Genomic DNA, 21,257 nt, shown 5'->3' on the forward strand with positions numbered 1-21,257 from the left:
GCAATGGCCTGGGATCAACAGCCCATCAAGGGATATCTGGTGGACGCCGACACGGGGGAGCGGCTCGAATTCCAGTACAACCCCAACTCCATCAGCGACGAGAAGTCGACCGACTACGCGACGATCAAGATCCCCGGCATGAGCCACCCGCGCTACCAGTATGTCGCCGGGGAACCGCGCCGGATCGCCTTCAAGGTCGAGCTGTTCAAGGGACCGGTTAAACAGAAGGTCGACTGGCTTCGCTCGCTGCAATATCCGGAACACGCCGGAACCATGCTCAAGAACGCGCCGCACCGCGTGCTGCTTATCTTCGGCGATCTCTACCCGGGCGTGACCTGCATCGTCCGGCAGGTGAAGGCGCGGTTCTTCGGCCTGTTCGACCGGGACAACCTGCTGCCGCAACGGGCCGAGGTGGACATCGTCCTCGAGGAATATGTGGACCGTTCCATCAACTGGTCGGAGGTGCGCTCATGATCGGCCGCGATTCCCGATACGCCCGCTGCGTTCTCTACCGGGACAGCGACGGTACCTCCCTCGGTATGCGCCAGCGCATCGACACCACCCCCAGACACGACGACCGCCTACACACCTTGGTCGAGGGCGAGCGTCTGGATCTGCTCGCGCACCGCTATCTGGGTGACGCCAGGCTCTGGTGGATCATCTGTGATTACAACGACATCTTTTTCCCGTTGGCGCTCGAGCCGGGTCTGGCGCTGCGCATTCCCTCCCGCGAACACGTCCAGATGCGCCTGCTCGACTGAAGCGTCCGACACCTCGCCATGCCTTCCGGTAAGTAAGCAGGGAACTGCGAACCGCCGGAGAGACGCATGGATCTGGATACCTTCAAGCCGACATTTCTGATTCAGATCGAGGGGCAAGACCTCTCGAAGGACATCACCCAGGAGATCACTTCGTTCGTCTTCACCGACAATGAGGAGGAGCTGGATGTCCTCGAGCTGTCGGTGACCGACCGCAACCTGCAGTTCGTCGACGATCCCCTGTTCCAGGAAGGCAATGAGATCGTCGCTCGCTTCGGCTACGTGGGTAACCTCTCTCCACGCAAGAAGGCGGTCATCAAGGACATCGATTACGACTTCCCGGAAAACGGCGATCCAACTATCCGCATCAAGGCCTACGACAAGGGCTTCAAACTCGCTGGCAAGGAGAACCAGAAGGTCTGGCAGAAACCCGCTCCTGGCATCCTCTATTCGGAAATCGCCGAACAGATCGCCGCCGCCAACGGCCTCACGCCGGTGGTCACGGCCACCAAGGGAACCCATCTCCGCGTTACCCAGAGCAACATTTCGGACGCCCAGTTCCTCAAGGAGCTGGCGGAAAAGGCTCGCGACCGCGATGGCGACGGTGTGAGCGGCTATGTCTTCTACATCCAGGACGACGAACTCCATTTCCATCCTCGCGAGCTCGACCAGACGCCGCTTCTGACCCTCGAATATTTCACCGACACCAAGGGCCTGCTGCGCTCGTTCCGCCCCAGCACCCAATCCCAGGGGGCCAAGGGCGCGGGTGTCGAGACCAAGACGGTCGGTGTCGACCCGCGCAAGAAGGACGTGGTCGAGCACAAGGCCAACAACGCCACCACCCCCGAGCGGACCGCCCTGGGCAAGCAGACTTATCTGGTCGACGGCAACACCGGCGAAGGCAGCTTCAAGGAACGGGAGACGGGGCAGATCGTACCCAGCTTCGACCGTTCCGAAGGCTTTCACGAAGAGCCGCGCCAGGAGCCCGCCCAGGACAGCGCCGAAGGCAAATTCCGCGAGGCCGAGCTGCGCCAGGTCGAGGCGGATGCCGCCACCATCGGCATTCCCCAGCTACGCGCCAAGAAGAACGTCGAGATCAAGGGCGTGGGACGAAAGTTTTCCGGCATCTATTACTGCCACTCGGTGCGCCACAGCATCAGCGGCGCTGGCTATCTCTGCGAACTCAAACTCAAGAAGAACGCCCTCGGCAAGGGCGCGGGCGACAAGTCCGCCGAGTCCCAGGGCAAACCCAACGACAAGGAGGCCCCGCCCACGCCGCAAAACGAGCCACCAGCCATGGTGACCATCGACGCGGATTCCGGCGCGGTCACACAAGGAGGCGGCAATGGGTGATCTCAGCAAGAATTTCAACCGTTCGGAATTCGCCTGCAAGGGCAAGAACTGCTGCGGCCATTCGGCTGCGGTCCATCCCGACCTGGTCGACGCCCTGCAGGCGTTGCGCGACCGCATCGGCAAACCGCTGTCCATCACCAGCGGCTTCCGATGTAACCGGCACAATAAGGCGGTGGGCGGCGCGGAGCAGAGTTTCCACACGTTGGGCATGGCGGCCGACGTGAGCTGTCCCGCAGGCGTTTCGCCCGAGGAACTGGCGGTCATCGCCGAGGAAATTCCGCTCTTCCGCGAGGGCGGCATCGGTGTCTATGCCTCCTGGGTCCATCTCGATGTACGCCAGTCGGGCAAGGCGAGGTGGCGGTCATGAGCGCCGAAACCAAGACCCTGTTTTCGGGCACCGCGCTGGGACTGTCCGGGCCTCTTCGGGTGGAGATCCTGCCCAATGGAATGACCGCGAGGCTGACCCAGCCGTTCCGTATCCGCACCGGCGCTGGCCGCATCATCGAAGTGCCCGCTGGGTTCGAGACCGACTTCGCCTCGGTGCCGCGCCTGTTCTGGCGCGTGGTGCCGCCCTGGGGGAGATATTCCCCGGCGGCCGTCGTTCACGACTACCTCTACCACACCGGCAAGGTCTCGCGGCTTGCTGCCGACCGCGTCTTTCTCGAACTGATGGCGGCCCTGGGGGTGCCTCTGTGGAAAAGGCAGGTCATGTATTGGGCGGTTCGCCTGGGTGGCTGGCTGGCCTGGGACACCAGTCGAAAACGGGAGACGGAGCATGCTTGAAACCCGCGACCGTCAATCCGAGGAGCGCTACCGCAACCGCTGGTACGGCAAGTACCGGGCCTTCGTGCGCGACAACAACGACCCCGAACGCCTTGGCCGGGTCCGGCTGGAGATCCCCGCCGTGCTCGGCAGCGGGCGGGAGAACTGGTCCGAATGGGCCGCGCCCTGTTTCCCCTACGGCGGCAACGACGACACCGGCATGTTCCTGGTCCCCGAGGAAGGGGCCTCGGTCTGGGCCGAGTTCGAGGGTGGCGTCGTCCAGTATCCGATCTGGACCGGGGTCTGGCTGGCCAAGAGCAATCCCGGCGAGCAGCCCGAGGAATCCAAGCGCACCTGCGCGAATGCCTTCTGCCATGACTGCGAGGACAAGGTCGAGCATCAGGCCAACCGGCACGACGATCTCGAACACAAGAAGTACCACGGCCATCCGCCGTATTACTGCCCGCGCCTCAAGGTCCTGCTCAAGACCGAAACCGGCCACACCATTCTGGCCGATGACCGCGACGGCGACGAGCTGCTGCGGATCATCGACCGCGCCGGACAAATTCTCACCATGGAAGGGAAGGTGAAGCCGGAGATGCAGAGCGGCAACGCCCTGCGGCGCGGTACGAAGGACGCCGAGAAAGGCGACCAGCTCGACATCGCCTCGCAGATCGTCGGCTCCCGCGCCCGCATCCAGCTCACCGACCTCTGCCGCCAGCAGGTGATCCTCGAAGCCTGGCAGGACAAGGAGAAGGTCCACATCCTCTCGTGCGACAAGGGCCGCTCCCGCTGGCAGAAGATCCTCATCGACACCACCAAGGGCCGGGAGAAGGTTCACATCTGGGGACTCAACGGCACTCAGGAAATCCTCGTCGATTCCACCGCCGCCGCCGAACAGATCCGGCTCACCGACAAGGCCGGTCAGGTTGTGCGCATGAACGCCGCGCCCGGCCAGGAGAGCATCGGCGCCACCGACAAGTCTGGCAGCCTCGTGTTCATGGATGGGGTGGCCGGAAACATCATCATTCGCTCGACGAACACCGTCTTGATCAACACCTGAAGGAAGCATCGCATGGGAGAAAGAACAACAACGCCCTCCGGACTTTCGGCTAGCGAGGAATTGCTGGCCCGGACCTTCGAGCATTGGCGGGAGGAATTCCGCAGCATCCTCGAAAACCACCGCCGGGAAATCCAGGATCGCCTCGAAAAGATCGAGCGCGAAATCGAGAAGAAATCGGACAAGGAAAACGTCGAGGTGCTGGTCCGCTCGATCTATTCCGATCTGCACCGGCACGCCGAGGAGATTGACCGGCTGCATGCCCGGGTCGGCTCCAAGATGGGGACCGAGACCATGTGGAAGATCGTCGGCCTGGTGTTGACCATCGGCAGCACCATCGGCGGACTCATCGGCTTTCTGATCCATCTGTTGCTGAAGGTGAACCCATGAGCTCCCAGGCGCGACTCGGCGACATCAGCAGCCACGGCGGCGTCATCATCACCGGGGCCAGTCGGACGCTGGACAACGGCATGCCGGTGGCCCGCATGGGGGACCTTCACGTCTGTCCTATTCCGGGGCATGGCGTGACGCCCATCGTGACCGGCAGCTTCGACACCATCACCGAAGGATTGCCCAACGCCCGCATCGGCGACATCACCGCCTGCGGAGCCATCATCGTCACCGGCAGTCCCGACACCATCGACAACTGAGGGGGATGCCATGAACAATCTCGAACAACCGCAGGAACCGCACTACTGGGATGTCTTCCCGAAGCTGATCCGGGTCTCGCGATCCCCATTCGTTCAGCGCATTCCGCTCTCGATCCGGGGTCTACCAGAAGCGCCAGTGTTCGAATCGTCCAATCCCGACGTGGCCAGTGTCGATGAGGACGGCAATGTCGAGTGCGGCTTCGTTCCTGGGGCAGCCATGATCCTGGTCTGGGATTCGCCCGAGCGGCTCAGCCTGCGTCACGTCCAAGTCGAGGTCTATGGCGGCGGCGTCTCCGCACCGGTGGAGGTCCCTTCATGACGGATACCGCGCCAGCCTATAGCCACTGGGAGGTACAGCCTCACTCCATCCGCCTCTCCGCTGGCGAGTTCGAGCAATGGGTTCCGCTCTCCCTGCGCGGCAACGTGGACGCCCCGGTCTTTGCCTCCAGCAACCCGGAGGTCGCGGAGATCGGGCCGGACGGTGTCGTTCGCTGCGGCTGGACCATCGGCAATGCCGTGCTCATGGTTTGGAGATCCTCGGTCCGGGACAGCCTCCGCCATGTACTGGTGGAGGTTCGCGATCCGTCCTGGTTTGCCGACCACCCGGACTTTGCCAGCGGAGCCACAGTCTTCCTCAGCGGCACGGTAGTCAACGCCCTCAACACCAGCGGTGTCGGCAACGCGCTGATCGAATTCCGCCGCTCGGAAACCGGCCCCGCTGCGTACCAGACCTTCGCCAACGCCTATGGCGGGTTCGAGCTGTCCGTACCCGAGGGGTTCTATTACGTGGAGGTCACCGCGCCGGGATACATCGCCTGGCATGGCTGGGTGAACGCCGACCCCAACACCTCCGGCGACATCCAGATCGTTCTCTCGCCCGAGCTCGACGGCCAGGTCGCCCGCATCGTGTTGCAGTGGGGGCTGACTCCCCGGGACCTCGATTCCCATCTCACCGGACCGACGCCATCCGGCGGCAGGTTCCATGTGTTCTATTCCCACACCATCGAAAACGAGGCGGCGGAATTGGACGTGGACGACACCAGTTCCTACGGGCCGGAGACCATCACCATCCATCGGCTCATTCCCGGCGTCTACCGTTACGCGGTCCACGACTACACCAACCGCAACGCCAATCCGAGTACCGGCCTGGCGCAGTCCGGAGCCACGGTGAAAGTGTTCCTGAGCGATGGCCGTGAGCAGACCTTCACCGTTCCCAACGCCCCGGGCACGGTCTGGACCGTGTTCGAAATAGACGGCGCGACCGGAACAGTGACGCCGGTCAACGCCATGAGCTATCAGTCCCAACCCGCCAATGTCGGCATGTAATGGAGGTTGTCCATGATTTCCGAAGAACCCGCCGACTTGCAGGCCACCATCGAACAGACCGATTCCGGCGAGCAACAGTATGTGCTGCGGGTGCTCTGCGATCACCTGTCTGGCATTCGTGAGGAGCTTTCCGGCATCCGCACGTTGCTGGAGGCAGGTCACGCCGCCTCGGAGGCGATGCGCGGCCAGGCCCAGGCCTATCTGGAGGCGCAACAGGCCAAGACCCAGGAGTACCTGGAGCAGGTACAGATCGAGCCGGAATCCGATTTCTATCCCTTCGTCGAACTGCCTGCGGGCACCGAACCCCGGGATCTGCCGGACGGCAACCGGCTCTTCACCTTGCCCGACGGCATGATCCTGCGAACCACGGACGACCATCGAATCTGCGTCATCGACGCCGGGGAACAGCAGGTCATCACCCCCGGTCCCGGTACGGCCGTCGAGGTCGCCCCGGGACGCCTTTACACCCTGGTCGAGTCCTATCTGCGTGCGACCCAGGAGGCGGCCGGTATCAGCGGACTGCCTGCAGGGATCGAGCCGACCGCCATGGGCGCGGAACGCTTCGCGGTGGTTCTGCCCGAGGGCATCCGTCTCGACGTCGATCACCGGGAGCGGTTCATCACCCTGATCAATCCGGCCGGACCTATCGACATCATCGGCATCGGCCGTATCGAGGGCATCGGCGAAACCATCGCTGTCCGTCTGCTCTCCGGCGGAGCCAGGGGATTCCAGTGCGGCCAGTCCGGCCACGGCGGGCTGATCGAGACGGACGGAACCATCCACCTGGGACTAAAAAGCGGACTGGATCTGGTGGTTCGATTCCAGGGGGAAGCCGTCGACGACGGCGCACCGGAAAATGGCTGCTCAGGTCAATGCGGCATCCACTGCGAGGAGCGTACCTGATGAGCTACGACTTTCTCGGCAAGGGGCTGCGTTACCCGTTCCGGTTTCAGTCGGTATCCGGCGGCACCCAGGTCTCGACCGCCACCTCGCGGGAGCACGAGCATATCCGCGAAAGCATCCTGCAGATCCTCGGCACCCGGATCGGCGAACGGTTCATGAATCCGGAGTTCGGCTCCCGGCTGAAGGATCTGGTGTTCGAACAGAACGACGAGGTGCTCAAGGGCCTGCTGCGCCATTACGTGATCGACGCCATCAAGCGCTGGGAAAAGCGGGTGATCATCACGGAGGTACACTTCGACGACCGGCCGCTGAACATCGACGGCAACCTGCTGCTGGTGCATATCGCCTACCGGGTGATCCAGAGCCAGGTGGACGGCAACCTGGTCTATCCCTTCTACAGAGAAGACCCGAACAATCCCGCGCCCAGCTATCCCCAGCCGGAGCCCGAGCCAGAGCCGCCGCCGGTGCGCAGCGTGCGCCTGTCGCCGGACGTGCGCACGCTGTTCAATCTGCTCTGGTTCGACGCGGCCGAGATGAGCCCCGATCCGGACGACTCCTTGATCTGGCCAGCCGGGGAATACGAAGTCGCCTACATCGAGGGAGCCTTTCAGGACCGCAACGGCAAGTGGATCGTCAGCGATCCGGGTGACAACCACGGCCATTACCTGACGTTCGAGGGAGCGCCAGAAACAGAAGCGCCCCAGGCCGAGCACGCCCTCTATCTGGCCGCTAGCGGTCTGGGCTTCGACACCCAGAGTCAGGCGGAAGACAACGCCGCTGGCACCGTTCACCGGATCACCACGTCGCAGCCGGGCCGCATCGGCCTGTTCTATTTCGAGGGCAAGAAGGAATCCCACTACCTCAACAACACCTCTGGGCAGCCCAATCCCGTCTGGCAACTGCGCGGCCCGCTCTGAGGCATCCCGCCTCCGACACATCCAGGCCCCTTCCGGTAAGTAACCGGCGTGGCGAGAGCATCAGGCGCTCTCGCATAACTGCCGAAAACCGGAGAGACCATGGGCCGCGCAAGCATCGGATATATCAACAAGGATTACGAATCGATCCGCCAGGAACTGCTGGCGAAGATCCCGCAGCTCACCGACCGCTGGACCGATTTCAACCACTCCGATCTCGGTGTCGTCCTGCTCGATCTGTTCTGCGGCGTGGGCGACATGCTGGCCTACTACCTGGACGTCCAGGCGGCGGAGGCTTTCCTGCCCACGGCCCGCCAGCGGCAGAACGTCATCAACCTCTGCAAGCTCATCGGTTACCGGCTGGATTCGCCGGTGGCCTCCACCACCACGCTGCGTTTTCGGCTCTCCGCTCCGCTCGGCAAGGACCTGACCATTCCGGCGGGGACGGCCTGCCGCGCCTTGCTGAATGACGGCGAGGCGGATTTCGAGACAGTCGAGGACGGCCTGATCCCGCGAGGCGTGCTCTCGGTAGACATCCCGGCCCGTCAAGGCGTGCGCCGCACCGAGACCTTCACATCGACGGGGCTGCCATTCCAGCGCATCCGCCTGACCGGCGACGCCATCGCCCAGGGCACCATCACCGTTACGGTGGGGGACGACGCCTGGAGCGAGGTCGATCATTTCCAGGACAGCCTGGCCGACAGCCGCCATTTCATGGCCGACCTGGATGCGCTCGACATCTCTACCCTGATTTTCGGCGACGGGCAAAGTGGCGCTGTACCCGCTCAGGGAAGCGCCATCACCGTCAGCTATCTGCAGACCATCGGAGACCAGGGCAATCTCGGTCCGAATCGGATCACCCAACTGCTGAGCCCGGTCTACCTCGACGGCGGCCAGGTCTCCCTGACCGTCACCAATCCTGTTCCCGCCACTGGCGGCGCTTCGCGGGAAGCCCTCGAGCACGCCCGCCGACAGGCACCGGCGGAGCTGCGCAGTCTCTGGAAGACCGTCACCCTGGAGGATTACCAGGCGCTCGCCGAAGGTTACCCCGGCGTCGCCAAGGCCAAGGTGCTCGACACCAATGCCTGCCAGAACATCCGCTATTACAACGTCCAACTGGCCATCGCTCCCAACGGCGGCGGAATGCCCTCGGCGCTGCTCAAGCGGGACCTCGCCGAGTTTCTCGAACGCCGCAAGGTCATCACGGTCGAGATCAATCTGTTCGATCCGATCTACCGGCCCGTTTCCATCGACGCCGAGGTTTACGTCTGGCCCGGTGAACCGCTGGAAAACGTGCGCAGCCGCATTGAAGCTGCGCTCACCGATTTCTTTTCCTTCGACCGGGTCTCCTTCGGCCAGACCATTCACTTCTCCGACCTGGTGGCCCTGATCGACGGCGTGCGCGGCGTCAGCCACATGCACATCTACGCGCCGCAGCAGGATATCGAGCTGCGCCACGGCGAAATCCCGGTTCTCGGCACCGTCAACCTCGATCTGCGGAGGGCCGGTTGATGTCGGATTGGTTCAAGGACAATCTGCTCGGCCTGCTGCCGCCGCTTTACGAGCACAACGACGAGGCCGGTGACCTGCGTACCTTTCTGAGCCTTCCCGCCGGAACGCTCGACGAGCTCAAGCAGGCTATCGACGACTTCCCGACCATCTTCGATGTGGATCACTGCGACGAACGCTTTCTGCCGCTGCTGGCGAGACTGGTCGGCCTCGAAGTGGACGGCACCTGTTCGCCGGACTGCCAGCGCCGCCGTGTGCGGGAGGCGGTCGAAATCTATCGCCGCAAGGGCACCATCCCGGCTATCGAGCGGGACTTTGACGCGCTCGGTTGGCAGGGGGAACTGCAGGAGACCTTCCGCTCGGCTCTTCGTCTCAATGCCCGTTCCAGACTCGGCAACGCCAAGCTGCCCGGGCTGGTGTTCAGCCTCGGCGTGTTTCGCGTGCTGTGCCTCAACCAGACTGAAGGGCTGCGCGACGCCCTAGTGTTTCACCACCCGGCTGGCACCCGCTGTTTCTGGCTCCAGTTCCTCCTGGAATGGATCGAAGGCGGCGCGATGCTCGACTTCGGGCATGCCAATTCCGTGCGCCGGATCGTGCTGGCGTTTCTCGACGAGACCTTCGTCCTTGGCCGTTCCTCGCTCGGTTCCTGCCGTCATCTGACCAACAAGCAAAGGGTCTGGGAGCTGCTGCAGCTCACCAGTACCACGGAGATGCTCCCGGAGATCGACCGGGCCGCCGTGAAGGTCTCCCGTTTTCACGGCCGCCAGAACCAGATGCGCCTGAACCACAAGGCTCTCAACGACTGGCGGCTTCCTTACACCCGCGTCGGCGAGGACCGGGTTTCCTTCTGCACGCCCATTTACACCGGCCGCGACTTCGAAGGGGATGTGCTGGAGAGCGGCTTCGGGCTGGGCGAGAACCATCTCAACCGCAAGCCGCTGACCCATGGTGAGGCCGAGCTGCGCTACTGCTTCCGGCAGAAGGATTTCTTCTTCGATACGCAGGCGGAACCGGTCGAACGAGCGGAAGCCAAGTACGACCTGCGCCTGCCCCTGGAATCCAGGCACCGACTCTGCTTCCAGCTTGGCCGCGCCAGGCTCAACGAAGGTCTCGATCTCACCGCCAACCAGGGCGGCATCAGCAATCTGCTGCTCGCCTCCACCGCTGGCTGCGACGCGGACGTCACCCTGGCCGTCGACCGGATCGACCGATGGCGGCGGAGAGGGCCTGTGTTCCGGCTCAACGCGAACACCCTGAACACCCGGTATCTGAGCAATGCGAATCTGACCGGCGAACGGGCCTCGCTTGAAGTCTACGTGGACACGGGCTCTCTCCAGCGCCATCGGGTCGAGACTATGAAGCTGGGCGCGAGCCCGCTCAACACCACCGGCCTGCGCCTCTCCGTTGATCGGACCCGCCCGATGCGCGTCAGCCGCATGCGCCTCAACCAGGCCGGATTCCGCTGGTCGCGGCCGTCCTACCGTTGGCTGTTCCGTCAGCAGGATCTGCACGCGCCCACGCAGGCCGGGTTCGAGGCCGCCACCAATAACTATCGCGCCACCCAGTGGCCCACCTGAAGGAGAACCCATGGCGATTCACCTCTATCTTGACGAAGCGCTGACCCAGCAGATTTCCGAGGGGGATTTCAGCCGCCCCGAGGCCGAGAGCTACAACGGCACCGACGGCGACATCAAGGATCGGCAACTCTACGTCGCCAACGAGCAGACGAGCCTCCCCTCGGCCATCGACGCGGCGCAGACCTCCATCGTCCTGGCCGAACCGCGCTTTGCCGACGGCGAACTCATCATTATCGACGGCGAGCAGATGCTGATCGAAAGCGGTGGGGGGACCGCTAATCTCACCGTGCAGCGGGGCGTGGCCAACACCGCTGCGACCGCGCACGACGCTGGGACGACCGTCTATTCCGGCTACGACTACACCGGGCTGGTGCTCGATCCCATCGACGAAACCGGCACCGACGAATCGGTCTGGTACCGCCTGGCTCTGACCCAGGCGGAACTCGACACCGCCACCCAGGGCGCACCGCTGAATCTCGGCGACAAGGCCTTCCAGCAGACGCTGTCCTTCTGGCGGCGCTGCACCGTGCTCCCGGGCACCCCGGTGCAAAACAAACTCGACATCAAGCTGCGCCTGACCGGCACGGAAAACCCGATTCTCTAAGGAGGCCGCCATGGCATACCACAGCATTCAAGGACTCGCCCACGGTCGGCTCGACCTGCTCAATCAACTGCGGACCTTTCTGGTGACCACCACCGGATGGACCCTGCACGACGACCAGTCGGCCGACCCACAGCCGTATTTCGTCTTCAAGTCTCACGGGGAATCCGGGGCCGAGGACGTCTATCTGCAGTTCCGTATCAGCACCACCTCCGGGCGGATTCACGTCGCTGCATTCCAGTATTGGATTGCTGCCACCCACACCGGCGTCAACGAGGCTTCGCACACCAGTTACACCTACCTGCGGGTGGAGGACAGCGCCGACTTCATCTTCTGGCTGTTCGCCGACCTGGATCACGTTTTCGTGGTCACCAAGCTCGTCTCCACCTACTACGGCCATTACAGCGGATTGCTGAAACGCTTCTGGTCCGGGGCCGTCGCGCTTACGCAGGCGGCGGTTACTGCTGGAAGCGGCGTGGTGCTTCAGGTCAACGACGCCACCGTGGTCACGCCCGGACAGGACTATGTGATCAAGGACGACGCGGGCATCGAACGCGTGCGGGTGAGCGCCATCGACACCGCTGCCACGCCGAACACCATCACCGTCGAGACCCTCGTTCGGGATTACGCCTCGGGAGCCAAGATCGGCGAGGACCCGCAGCCGGTCGTCAACAGCTACTACAACGCGCCGGGCACCTTCTACGCCGTGAACAAGTTCGACGGCTGGACCTCCGCTTCCGGTCAGCAGGGCCGCTGCGGCGCGGCCCACGGTGGGCTCCAGGGCGAAACCGATCCGGAGATGCGCTACGGCACCACCATCCTTTTTCCCTGGCTCGCCTCGATGTCCGGCTCCGCCGCCTACCAGGAACTGCGCGGCGAACTCATCGAGATCTTCTCCGTGGGCGGCGGCAACGTCGCCTCGGAAGACACCATCCAGATCGGAACGGACAGCTACCGCGTGTTCAACCTGACCACCGGCGGCTGGTGCGCAGTGAAGGAGTAACGCCGTGGCAACGCATAGCGGAAAGCTCAAACCCATCACCACGATCACCGGCCAGCGTCGTCCGGAAACGCTTGTGTCCATGAACCGTGGCCAGGCGCTCAAGCTCAGCGGGAGGATTCGCCGTGGCCGTGCATAAGGGACAACTGGCATCCATCACCACCCGCCGAGGCATCCGGCGGCCGGAACTGCTCGCCATCGGCGCAGCGCAACCCGGAGCGCTCTTCGAGCTGTTTTCCGGGGCACCGGCCAGGCGCACGGTGATGGTCCGGGCCGACAGCGCAGTACGGGTCGCCCATCGGCTCGAACGTCGATCCGACCTCGCGCTTCGCGTGAACAACCGCCTGAACCGGAGCGCCGACCTGTGGCTCGTCGTCCATGGCCGCCTGGGCGTCGATGCCGACGCAGCGGTGCGGGTGACGCGCCCCTGGCTGCGGAGCATCGACACCAGCGTCCGGACGTCCGGCACACACATCAGCCGCTCCGACACCGTTCAGCGCATCGCGATCCCGGCCGGACTGCTGGCCGACACGCGCCAGATCCTGTTCGCGGTGCTCATCGATCAAGACCACGAAATTCAAACCTAAAGGAGAACAGCAATGGCACTGGGACTCATCGTCAAAACCGGCCGGATACTGACGGCCAAACTCCTCCTCGGCCAGGCCGTGGACGGCATCACCCACTGCGCCATCGGCGACGGGGATGCCAGCTTTACCGACCCGCAGAATCCGCCCGCGCCGGACATCGGCCAGACCGGGCTCAGAAACGAACGCGCCCGCAAGCGCTACTACAAGCGGACCTTCCTCAAGGAGGACGCCGAAGGGGCGCTGCTGGTCAACGGTGTGCGCTATCTCGAAACCGGCGAGGAGACCAACACCATCGGTGTCTTCTTCCGCTTCGACGAGGCGGAGGCCAACGGCATCACCATCCGCGAATACGGCTTCTTCGGCGGCGACGTGCAGTACGTGCAAAGCGTCACCGGGGATCTCGCCATGGGCGGCGTGTTCCATCAGGACACCAACCCGACCGGCGAGGTGCTGCGCCCAGGCTACCTGTACGAGGTGAAGAACATTCCCGATTTCAACAAGATTTCCGACACCCGCGTGGAGCTGGTCGGGATCATCAAGATCTAACTGGAGGATTCAAACATGAGCATCTCACGCGAGACATTCGACCCGACCAAGAACTACAAGCGCATCCGCTACCATCAGGATCGCGACCTGCTGGATTCCGAACTCAACGAGCAGCAGGACATCATCAATCTGGAGCGGCGCAAGATCGCCGACATCCTGTTCAAGGAAGGCTCCATCATCATGGGCCTCGAGGTCAGCGCGGCCGCCAACGTCCTGACCCTGGCCCCGGGCGTGGTCTACATCGACGGCCATCTGGAACAGGTGAGCGGCGCGACCCTGACCTACGACCCGGCCACCACCAGCGGGGCCGACTACGTCTATGTGGAGCTGCTGAAATACAACTACGGCTACACCCAGGACCCGGCCCTGATCAATCCGGCCACCGGCGAGCCCACCGCCGAACGGGAAAAATGGGTTCTGTCTCTCAAGGCGACGGACACCAGCGGCCAGACGCTGCCCAACAACGTGACCGAGCGCCGGGTGATCCCGATCTACAAGTTCGACCGCGAGAGCGGCGACGTCACGCCCACGGTGCAGGAGAAGTCCAACCTCTACCTGCGGGATCTGCTGGGTACGCTGCCGGGCAGCCGGATCACCGTCTCCTCGATCACCGAGGACCAGCTCTCCTTCGCCGCCGCCGAGGGGCTCAATTCCCTGATTCAGAACCTGGCCGAGCGCACCTTCGACCAGGCCGGAAGCTATCTGGTGCGGGGCTTCGACACCTTCATCGGCGGGGTCGACGACGACAGCGTGGAGGCGATCACCAACGCCGGGCGGGCCTACATCCAGGGCTTCCGGCATCAACGCGATCTGCCCACCTCGACCCTGGTGCCCAAATCCATCGCCACCAAGTCGGTGCGCGGCGAGCAGAAGACCTTCGACATCAACAAGCGCCGCTATCCGGTTAACTCCACCCCGCTCAAGGAGACGACCCAGGTGGAGGCCATCGTCGAGATCACCCGCAACGTCACTCGCGGCTCGGTGGGCGGCGGCGAAGACCTGCTCGATCCCAATCCCGTGGTGGATATCCTCGAGGTCAGCCAAGGGGCGACCATCTTCCAGGAGGGCGTGGACTGGCAGCAGTCGGGCAACCATGTCGACTGGCTCGGCTCCGGCAACGAACCGGCCATCGGCACCACCTACACGGTGCGCTGGACCTACACCAAGCAGATGGTCAAGGGCACCGACTACGTGGACAGCGGCTGGTTCGGGCAGGCCAACCATCCGGCGGCCGGAAACTACTTCTATCTGGTGACCGCCTACAACGCCACTGGCGAGACGGCCTTCAACGCCGCTGCGGTCATTGCCCGGACCACCGCCGCCGGGGAGATGAACAAGCTCTCCTGGCTGCCGGTCAGCGGCGCGACCGGCTATCGCGTCTACCGGGCAGCAACCAACGGCGCACGCACCGACTACAAGCGCCTGATGGAATTGGGCAGCGAGGCGCTCTCCTACGTCGACGACGGTGTCGAGGAGATCGGCACCGCTTCGCCTCCGGTCACCAACACGGCCGGACTCACCATGTCGCCGGTGCAGCTCGAGCTGGGCAACCTCAACGTGATCAACTTCGGGCGCGGCAGCCTCGGCGACCAGCCGGTGAACGGCTCCAACTGCAGCCTGGACTACGACTATTACCTCGGCCGCCGCGACATCGTTTACGCCACCACCACCGAGATCAAGCGGCTGGAAGGGGCTCCGGCGGATTTCCCGAAGCTGCCCATCGTGCCGGAAAACGCCCTGGGACTGTGCAGCATCGACTGCCCGCCCAACTCCACCGACATGGAGATCCGCAACTTCGGCCTGACCCGCATCACCATGGACCAGATCCACGACATCATTCAGGACGTCGAGGACCTGAAGTACAACGACGCCCAGTACCAGATGAACAACGAGCTGCAGAACCGGGACGCCCAGACCAAGAAAGGCATCTACTCGGACGACTTCTCGAACACCGCCCAGTCGGACATCTACCACGCCGAATGGGACGCCCGGGTGAACGAGATCGCCCGTTTTGTCGCGCCGGACCGCATTCCGCACTCCACGGTGCTCTCGGTCGATCAGGCAGGCAGCAGCGCGAGCTTCTTCGGCAGCCTGGCGCTGCTGCCGGGCAACGAGACCGTGCTGGTGGAGCAGAACGACTGGTCCGAAGAGCGCAACATCAACCCCTACGCGGTTTTCGACAAGCCCCCGGCCATGCTACAGATCACGCCCAACCTCGGGCGGCGCGGCCAGACCGGCATTGCCGTCACCGGTATCAACTTCACCCCGAGCAAATCCGGCATCGTGCTGCGCTGCGACGGCCAGGTGATGGCCAGCAATCTGATCAGCGACGAGGCCGGTCGGGTCAGCGCCTCCTTCACCATCCCGACCAACGCCCGCAACGGCAACCGCATCGTGGAGATGGCCGACGGCGTCTACTCGGCCCGGGCCAGCCTGCAGATCAACGATCCGCTGGTCATCACCCGCATCGAGCGCATCATCGAGAACCGCATCATCCGCGTGCCCGTGGTGCAGGTGGTCTGGCGCACCCAGACCATCTTCGTGCCCCGAGACCCGCTGGCCCAGACTTTCAGCTTCACCCAAAACCAGGTGATCTCCAGCATCGGACTGCAGTTCACCGCCAGGGACCCGAGCATTCCGGTCACGGTGCAGATTCGCGGCGTCACCACCGGTCTGCCCAACGGCGTGGTGTTCGCCGAGAAGGTGCTGGCTCCGAACGAGATCAGCCTGAGCGGCGAGACCCGCATTCGCTTCGACGACCCGTTCTACGCCGAGGCCAATACCAGCTATGCCGTGGTGCTGCTGACCAACAGCACCAACTACAAGGTCCGCACCGCTACCCTCGGCAAGATGGGCCGCTGGGGCATCATCACCCGGCAGACCTACATGGAGGGTGTGCTGCTGGAGAGCTCCAACGCCGAGACCTGGACGCCGCTCAATGGCTCCGACCTGGCGATGAAGATCTACGGCTACAACTTTCAGTCCGAGGGGATGATCCGCTTCCAGCCGATCACCGGCGTGCAGTTCTCCGACATCAACCTCGACGAATACTCGGCCATCCCCCAGGGCACCGGCCTCGACTGGGAATACTCCACCGACGGCGGCGTGACCTGGGACGCCATGGTTCCCGCCGAGGAGGAACGGCTGCCCAACCTCGCCACCCGGGTCCAGATCCGCGTGCGCCTGAGCAGCTCGCTTCCCAACGACACCCCGGCCATCAACTTCCGCGACGTCAACCTGGTGGGCTACCTCAACAAGACCACCGGGGCCTACCTGACCCGTGAAAACGAGCTGACCCAGGGGGTGGAATCGACCAAGGCCTATGTGCAGATGCAAATCCCCAGCGGCACCACCCTGCAGTGGTTCGCCAGCAACGACGGCGGCCTGACCTGGGAGGCGATGACCATCCAGGACACCCGGCCCATCGACGAGAACTGGACCGAGTACACCCTGGTGCGCACCTTCACCGACAACACCGGCAACAAGGTCCGCTACAAGGCCGAGATGACCGGAACGCCGCTGATCTACCCGCGCATCCATTCGCTGGGCGCGACCCTGAGCTAAGGAGGCACGGCCATGATCGTTCGACGCAAAGGCGGCCTGACCGAGTTCATCCCCACGCCGCAGGAGAAGCGCGACGGGCTGATCCGCGACCACGCCCTGGGCCTGCTGGAGAATCTCCACCAGCGCCTGGCGCGGCTGGAACGGGCATCAAAGCTCCCGGCTGACGAAGCGGAGGCCTTCACGGCGCTGCTGGCGCGGATGCGGGCCGACGAGTCGCGCAACATCGAGCTGCACGCCAGTCTGATCACCTCTGATACCGCATCCGGCTGATCCGGCTCACTGCTACCGCCAACATAGAAACCCCGGATACGGCCAGCCCGTTCCGGGGTTTCTGCCGCCTGTGCGCCGCCCAATCCGGCCAAGCTCGCAAGTCATTGAAAATAAACGTGTTAAATGTCGGCACCTGCTGTTCTTCTACTTGATTTGTGTCCGGAAAGAAGCATTCATTCATGGTGTGAGCGGAGGCTAGAAAGCCTTGCCAGACAACGACTTAGAAGCGCCATGAACGACGGAGGCACGCATGAACCTGAAAGAGATCCACTACGGGATCGAGATCGAGACCGTAAAACGCACCCGGGAGCAGATCGCCTGGGCCATCCACTCGGTGGTGGGCGGCACGGTCCGCCATGTCGGCATCCCCAGCAGCTATGACCCCTGGGAGGTCGAGGACCTGCGCGGCCGCGTCTGGAAGGTGGTGGGGGACGCCTCCCTGACCAGCGTCCCGGCCCATCTGCGGGCCGAGGTGGTCAGCCCGGTGCTCGGCTACGACGACATCCCGCAACTGCAGGAGGCGGTCCGGGCCATCCGCCGCGCCGGGGGCAAGATCAACAGCCAGTGCGGCATCCACATCCATATCGACGCCGCGCCCTTCGACGGCAGGCACCTGGGCAACCTGGCCAAGATCATCTACAAGCAGGAACCGCTGATCCTCCACGCCCTCGGCATCAGCCGCGACCGGCTCAACCGCTACACCCGGCCGGTCAGCGACGAGCTGATCCAGCGCATCGAACAGCATCGCCCGCGCACCAAGGACCAGCTCAACCGCATCTGGTACGGCTACCACAATCGCCAGCCCCAGCACTACGACAACAGCCGCTACCACGGGGTCAACCTGCACAACGTCTGGTACCGGGGCACGGTGGAGTTCCGCTGGTTCGAGGCGACCCTCCACGCGGGGCGGATCAAGGCCTACCTGCAATTTTGCCTCGCCGTCGCCGCCAAGGCGCTCAACGGCCGGGCCGCCTCCAGCCGCAAGCGGGACTTCGACCCACAAAGCGCCAAGTACGACTTCCGGGTCTTCCTGCTCCACCTCGGTCTGATCGGCGACGAGTTCAAGACCGCCCGCAAGCATCTGATGGCCAACATGCCCGGCGATGCCGCCTTCAAGAACGGACGGCCCAAACCGGAGGACGTCCTTCCGGACGAACCCGAAACCACCACTCTCACCAACGAGGCCGGGCAAGTTCCCGGCCTCACTGTTTAAGGAGGTGACCCATGAAGATTCTGATCCGCTCCACCACGCTGGACGGCGAACCGATCCCCGGCAGCGGGGAAACCCTGCAGGCCGCCGACTGCCTCGAAGTTGTCGAGCTGATGCGCGGCCAGACGCCATTTACCGCCAGCCGAGCGCCCCGGGACTACATGACCGAAGTGCTCTCCGGCATCGAAGGCGGGCCGACCCAGCCGTTGCCGGAAGACGCCGCCGCTGCGGCCGCCGAGTTTCTCACCCGTCTGGCCCGGCACGGCCTGATCGAGTTCCTGCCCGACGACAAGGCCAGCGACCACTGGCCGGAACGCTTCCTCGAAGCCCTGGAGACGGTGCGGCTCTCCGGACGCACCAACATGCTCGACCACCCGGAGGTGACCCGCCTGACCGCTGAGATGGGCTACCCGGATGTGGCTGAGTGGCTGGCGGACCACCGGCGCGAATACGCGACTTTCGTCCTCGAAGGGACGAGACCGCTCGGTAAGAACTTCGGCGGCAAGGAGGACCCGTCTCCATGTGCGGACAAGTAGGCATCATCTTCGGCCGCAAGGGCGAGCGCGGCCACGAGCTGGCCATGCAGGACAAGGCGCTGGAGTTCGAGAAGCTGCGCGGCGCCACCCGCATGGCTGAGATCAACGCCGCAGCCGATGCGGCCTGGAACAGCGGCGCCGTCGAGGCCTTGCGCGAGGCCGTCACCGCCCAGGGACGGCATTCCCGCGCCAAATGGGCCGATGCACTGTCCATTAGCGTGCGGCCGGTGATCACCTACTGGTTCATGGCGCTCTACTGCGCGGCCAAGACCGCCGCCTTCGTCGGCGCCGTCGATGCAGGCGTCGATTGGATGCCGGCCGTGCAGGCCGCCTGGACCGAAGCCGACCAAGCCCTGTGGGCCGGCGTGCTGAACTTCTGGTTCATCGGGCGCGTGTTCGACCGGGTGAGGCCATGAGCCAAATTCCCCAGGCAGCCATCGCCCTGGCCAAGCGCTTCGAGGGATTCGAGCGTAAGGTGAAGCGCGGAATCGAGATCACTGCCGTTCCCTATATCTGCCCAGCAGGGTTCTGGACGATTGGGTACGGTCATCTCTGCGATCCCAAGCATTCGCCGATCACGGAGGCAGAAGCTGAGGTCTATCTGGCGCGCGACCTGCAATCGGCACTCGCCGCGACGCTGCGCTACTGCCCGGTGCTGGCCACGGAGCCAGAAAGCAGGCTCGCTGCCATCGTGGATTTCACGTTCAACCTTGGCGCTGGGCGGTTGCAGACATCGACGCTGCGACGGCGCGTCAATCAGCGGGATTGGACTGCTGCGGGCCAGGAGCTGCGCCGGTGGGTCTATGGGGGTGGAAAGGTGCTGCCCGGGCTCCTCGCGCGACGAGAGGCTGAGATTTCCTTACTAGACACCAAAGTGTAGGGCATCGAGTTTCTGCGGCGCGAATACTTCATGCATCCCATCGTCATTCTTTGCCAGTCCCCAGATGCCCTCAACTCCAGATCAGATGCCAGGTTGCAACTCCACGCGCACTTCCCGTGGCTTACCGGCCCGCTCAACTGACAAGACCACAACATCTCCTACCTTTCGGTCGTCAAGCCGTGCGAGCAGCTTGGCGACATCGTCGACGGGAGCACCATCTATGCCTGTGATCCGGTCTCCCGGCACGATGCCTTCCGGGCCCACGGTAACACCGTTCAGCCCCGCCTTTTGTGCCGCTGAGCCAGGGGCGACACGGAGCACAAACACGCCTTGGGTACTGGTCAGTGCCTGCAATCGGCGGTTGAGCTGCTCGTCTACCTCGATCCCAAGCGCCGGACGGATGTATTTGCCGGTCTTGATGAGTTGTGGCACCACACGCATGACCGTGTCCACCGGCACGGCGAAGCCGATCCCAGCCGATGCACCGGAAGGGCTGTAGATCGCTGTGTTGATGCCGATCAGGCGGCCGGCCGAATCGAGCAACGGCCCACCCGAGTTGCCGGGGTTGATGGCGGCATCGGTTTGAATCAGGTGTTCGATGGTCACTCCGCCAGATTCCCCGGGCAGCGATCGATCGAGCGCGGACACGATGCCGTTGGTGAGTGTCCAATCCAGGCCGAAGGGGTTGCCGATGGCGAACACCTTTTGTCCCACCTTGAGGTCTGCGCTGGTGCCGACCGGAACGGCGGGCGGGCGCTGGAAACCGACGCCGATTTTGAGCACCGCGATATCGTGGGCCGGACTCACGCCGACCAGCGCGGCTTGGTAATCGCGGCCGTCGGCCAGTTTGACAGTGGCCTCCGACGCCCCCTGAATCACATGAAAGTTGGTAACGACATGACCGGCGTCATCCCAGATGAAACCCGAACCCGTCCCGCGCGGCACGGAAAAGACGTTGCGCGTCCAGACATCTCGTACCAGTTGGGACGTCGTGATGTAGACCACCGATGCCCGGGATTTCTCGAACAGTTCGATGGTGGCCTGTTCGTCAGCGGCCAGATCGCCACGCGGCGTGACGGTGCGCTCAGCGGCTTGGCGCGGGCTGAACCAGGCCTCGATGGCGGGCAGGAACTGCCAGAACAGCATGAGTGCGGCAACGCACGCAGTGATGAAGAGCCACCGCCGGACGAAATGATCCGGAGCTGGGCGTTGTGGGTAAGGATCGTGGTAAGCCATGGCGGGGGTTCCTTT

The 21,257-nt window shown here is 63.9% G+C and carries 26 protein-coding genes; 25 read left to right on the forward strand and 1 reads right to left on the reverse strand.

Annotated features, from left to right (window positions below):
• Window positions 1-3: 3 nt before the first annotated feature.
• The 25 genes from DSAT_RS07300 to DSAT_RS07415 all read left to right on the forward strand — a co-directional run bounded on the left by DSAT_RS07300 (window position 4) and on the right by DSAT_RS07415 (window position 20,006).
• The gene (locus DSAT_RS07300) at window positions 4-474 is read left to right on the forward strand and encodes a CIS tube protein (RefSeq protein WP_011366981.1); all 471 of its coding nucleotides are present in this window, start codon (window positions 4-6) and stop codon (window positions 472-474) included.
• Window positions 471-761: a LysM peptidoglycan-binding domain-containing protein gene (locus tag DSAT_RS07305; protein WP_020886734.1), complete on the forward strand. Its 291-nt coding sequence runs from the start codon at window positions 471-473 to the stop codon at window positions 759-761. Before DSAT_RS07300 ends, DSAT_RS07305 begins: the two co-directional genes overlap by 4 nt.
• 66 nt (window positions 762-827) lie before the next feature.
• A complete protein-coding gene (locus DSAT_RS07310) occupies window positions 828-2,111 on the forward strand; it encodes a phage late control D family protein (RefSeq protein ID WP_020886735.1) in 1,284 nt (427 codons plus the stop codon).
• Complete coding sequence (locus tag DSAT_RS07315) at window positions 2,104-2,478, forward strand: YcbK family protein (protein WP_020886736.1); 375 nt, start codon at window positions 2,104-2,106, stop codon at window positions 2,476-2,478. The genes DSAT_RS07310 and DSAT_RS07315 overlap by 8 nt, the downstream gene beginning before the upstream one ends.
• Window positions 2,475-2,894, forward strand: coding sequence for a DUF1353 domain-containing protein (locus tag DSAT_RS07320; protein ID WP_020886737.1), 420 nt, complete (start codon window positions 2,475-2,477; stop codon window positions 2,892-2,894). The genes DSAT_RS07315 and DSAT_RS07320 overlap by 4 nt, the downstream gene beginning before the upstream one ends.
• The gene (locus DSAT_RS07325; protein ID WP_020886738.1) at window positions 2,887-3,936 is read left to right on the forward strand and encodes a phage baseplate assembly protein V; all 1,050 of its coding nucleotides are present in this window, start codon (window positions 2,887-2,889) and stop codon (window positions 3,934-3,936) included. Before DSAT_RS07320 ends, DSAT_RS07325 begins: the two co-directional genes overlap by 8 nt.
• Window positions 3,937-3,948: 12 nt before the next feature.
• Entirely contained in the window at window positions 3,949-4,323 is a 375-nt protein-coding gene (locus tag DSAT_RS07330; protein ID WP_020886739.1) for a hypothetical protein, read from the forward strand.
• Complete coding sequence (locus DSAT_RS07335) at window positions 4,320-4,583, forward strand: PAAR domain-containing protein (protein WP_011366988.1); 264 nt, start codon at window positions 4,320-4,322, stop codon at window positions 4,581-4,583. The genes DSAT_RS07330 and DSAT_RS07335 overlap by 4 nt, the downstream gene beginning before the upstream one ends.
• A 10-nt stretch (window positions 4,584-4,593) precedes the next feature.
• Window positions 4,594-4,902 (forward strand): hypothetical protein, encoded by a 309-nt coding sequence (locus tag DSAT_RS07340; protein WP_020886740.1) that lies wholly within the window; start codon window positions 4,594-4,596, stop codon window positions 4,900-4,902.
• Window positions 4,899-5,909: a DUF2135 domain-containing protein gene (locus DSAT_RS07345; protein ID WP_020886741.1), complete on the forward strand. Its 1,011-nt coding sequence runs from the start codon at window positions 4,899-4,901 to the stop codon at window positions 5,907-5,909. Before DSAT_RS07340 ends, DSAT_RS07345 begins: the two co-directional genes overlap by 4 nt.
• Before the next feature lie 12 nt (window positions 5,910-5,921).
• Entirely contained in the window at window positions 5,922-6,812 is an 891-nt protein-coding gene (locus DSAT_RS07350) for a hypothetical protein (protein WP_020886742.1), read from the forward strand.
• The gene (locus DSAT_RS07355; RefSeq protein WP_020886743.1) at window positions 6,812-7,729 is read left to right on the forward strand and encodes a GPW/gp25 family protein; all 918 of its coding nucleotides are present in this window, start codon (window positions 6,812-6,814) and stop codon (window positions 7,727-7,729) included. Before DSAT_RS07350 ends, DSAT_RS07355 begins: the two co-directional genes overlap by 1 nt.
• Window positions 7,730-7,828: 99 nt before the next feature.
• Window positions 7,829-9,238, forward strand: a complete 1,410-nt coding sequence (locus DSAT_RS07360) for a baseplate J/gp47 family protein (RefSeq protein ID WP_020886744.1) — start codon at window positions 7,829-7,831, stop codon at window positions 9,236-9,238.
• Window positions 9,238-10,812 (forward strand): phage tail protein, encoded by a 1,575-nt coding sequence (locus tag DSAT_RS07365; RefSeq protein WP_020886745.1) that lies wholly within the window; start codon window positions 9,238-9,240, stop codon window positions 10,810-10,812. The genes DSAT_RS07360 and DSAT_RS07365 overlap by 1 nt, the downstream gene beginning before the upstream one ends.
• Window positions 10,813-10,822: 10 nt before the next feature.
• Window positions 10,823-11,416 carry a hypothetical protein gene (locus DSAT_RS07370; RefSeq protein WP_020886746.1) on the forward strand — a complete coding sequence of 198 codons (594 nt, stop codon included), beginning with the start codon at window positions 10,823-10,825 and terminating at the stop codon, window positions 11,414-11,416.
• Window positions 11,417-11,426: 10 nt separating this feature from the next.
• Window positions 11,427-12,416 (forward strand): hypothetical protein, encoded by a 990-nt coding sequence (locus DSAT_RS07375; protein ID WP_020886747.1) that lies wholly within the window; start codon window positions 11,427-11,429, stop codon window positions 12,414-12,416.
• Window positions 12,417-12,420: 4 nt separating this feature from the next.
• Entirely contained in the window at window positions 12,421-12,552 is a 132-nt protein-coding gene (locus DSAT_RS15845; RefSeq protein ID WP_268870160.1) for a hypothetical protein, read from the forward strand.
• Window positions 12,539-13,000, forward strand: a complete 462-nt coding sequence (locus DSAT_RS07380) for a hypothetical protein (RefSeq protein WP_020886748.1) — start codon at window positions 12,539-12,541, stop codon at window positions 12,998-13,000. The genes DSAT_RS15845 and DSAT_RS07380 overlap by 14 nt, the downstream gene beginning before the upstream one ends.
• A 12-nt stretch (window positions 13,001-13,012) precedes the next feature.
• Complete coding sequence (locus DSAT_RS07385) at window positions 13,013-13,546, forward strand: BW3TFN family phage tail fiber component (protein ID WP_020886749.1); 534 nt, start codon at window positions 13,013-13,015, stop codon at window positions 13,544-13,546.
• Window positions 13,547-13,561: 15 nt separating this feature from the next.
• Complete coding sequence (locus DSAT_RS07390) at window positions 13,562-17,110, forward strand: DUF4815 domain-containing protein (protein WP_020886750.1); 3,549 nt, start codon at window positions 13,562-13,564, stop codon at window positions 17,108-17,110.
• A gap of 12 nt (window positions 17,111-17,122) precedes the next feature.
• Complete coding sequence (locus tag DSAT_RS07395) at window positions 17,123-17,380, forward strand: hypothetical protein (RefSeq protein WP_020886751.1); 258 nt, start codon at window positions 17,123-17,125, stop codon at window positions 17,378-17,380.
• Window positions 17,381-17,630: 250 nt separating this feature from the next.
• Window positions 17,631-18,593 (forward strand): amidoligase family protein, encoded by a 963-nt coding sequence (locus DSAT_RS07400; protein ID WP_020886752.1) that lies wholly within the window; start codon window positions 17,631-17,633, stop codon window positions 18,591-18,593.
• Between the two features lie 11 nt (window positions 18,594-18,604).
• Window positions 18,605-19,126: a DUF5049 domain-containing protein gene (locus DSAT_RS07405; RefSeq protein ID WP_020886753.1), complete on the forward strand. Its 522-nt coding sequence runs from the start codon at window positions 18,605-18,607 to the stop codon at window positions 19,124-19,126.
• Complete coding sequence (locus DSAT_RS07410; RefSeq protein ID WP_020886754.1) at window positions 19,111-19,542, forward strand: hypothetical protein; 432 nt, start codon at window positions 19,111-19,113, stop codon at window positions 19,540-19,542. Before DSAT_RS07405 ends, DSAT_RS07410 begins: the two co-directional genes overlap by 16 nt.
• Entirely contained in the window at window positions 19,539-20,006 is a 468-nt protein-coding gene (locus DSAT_RS07415) for a lysozyme (protein ID WP_020886755.1), read from the forward strand. Before DSAT_RS07410 ends, DSAT_RS07415 begins: the two co-directional genes overlap by 4 nt.
• 81 nt (window positions 20,007-20,087) lie before the next feature.
• Here DSAT_RS07415 and DSAT_RS07420 read toward each other — a convergent pair whose 3' ends face one another.
• A complete protein-coding gene (locus DSAT_RS07420; RefSeq protein WP_020886756.1) occupies window positions 20,088-21,242 on the reverse strand; it encodes a S1C family serine protease in 1,155 nt (384 codons plus the stop codon).
• Window positions 21,243-21,257: the final 15 nt, after the last annotated feature.

Source organism: Alkalidesulfovibrio alkalitolerans DSM 16529, from assembly GCF_000422245.1.
GTDB lineage: Bacteria > Desulfobacterota > Desulfovibrionia > Desulfovibrionales > Desulfovibrionaceae > Alkalidesulfovibrio > Alkalidesulfovibrio alkalitolerans.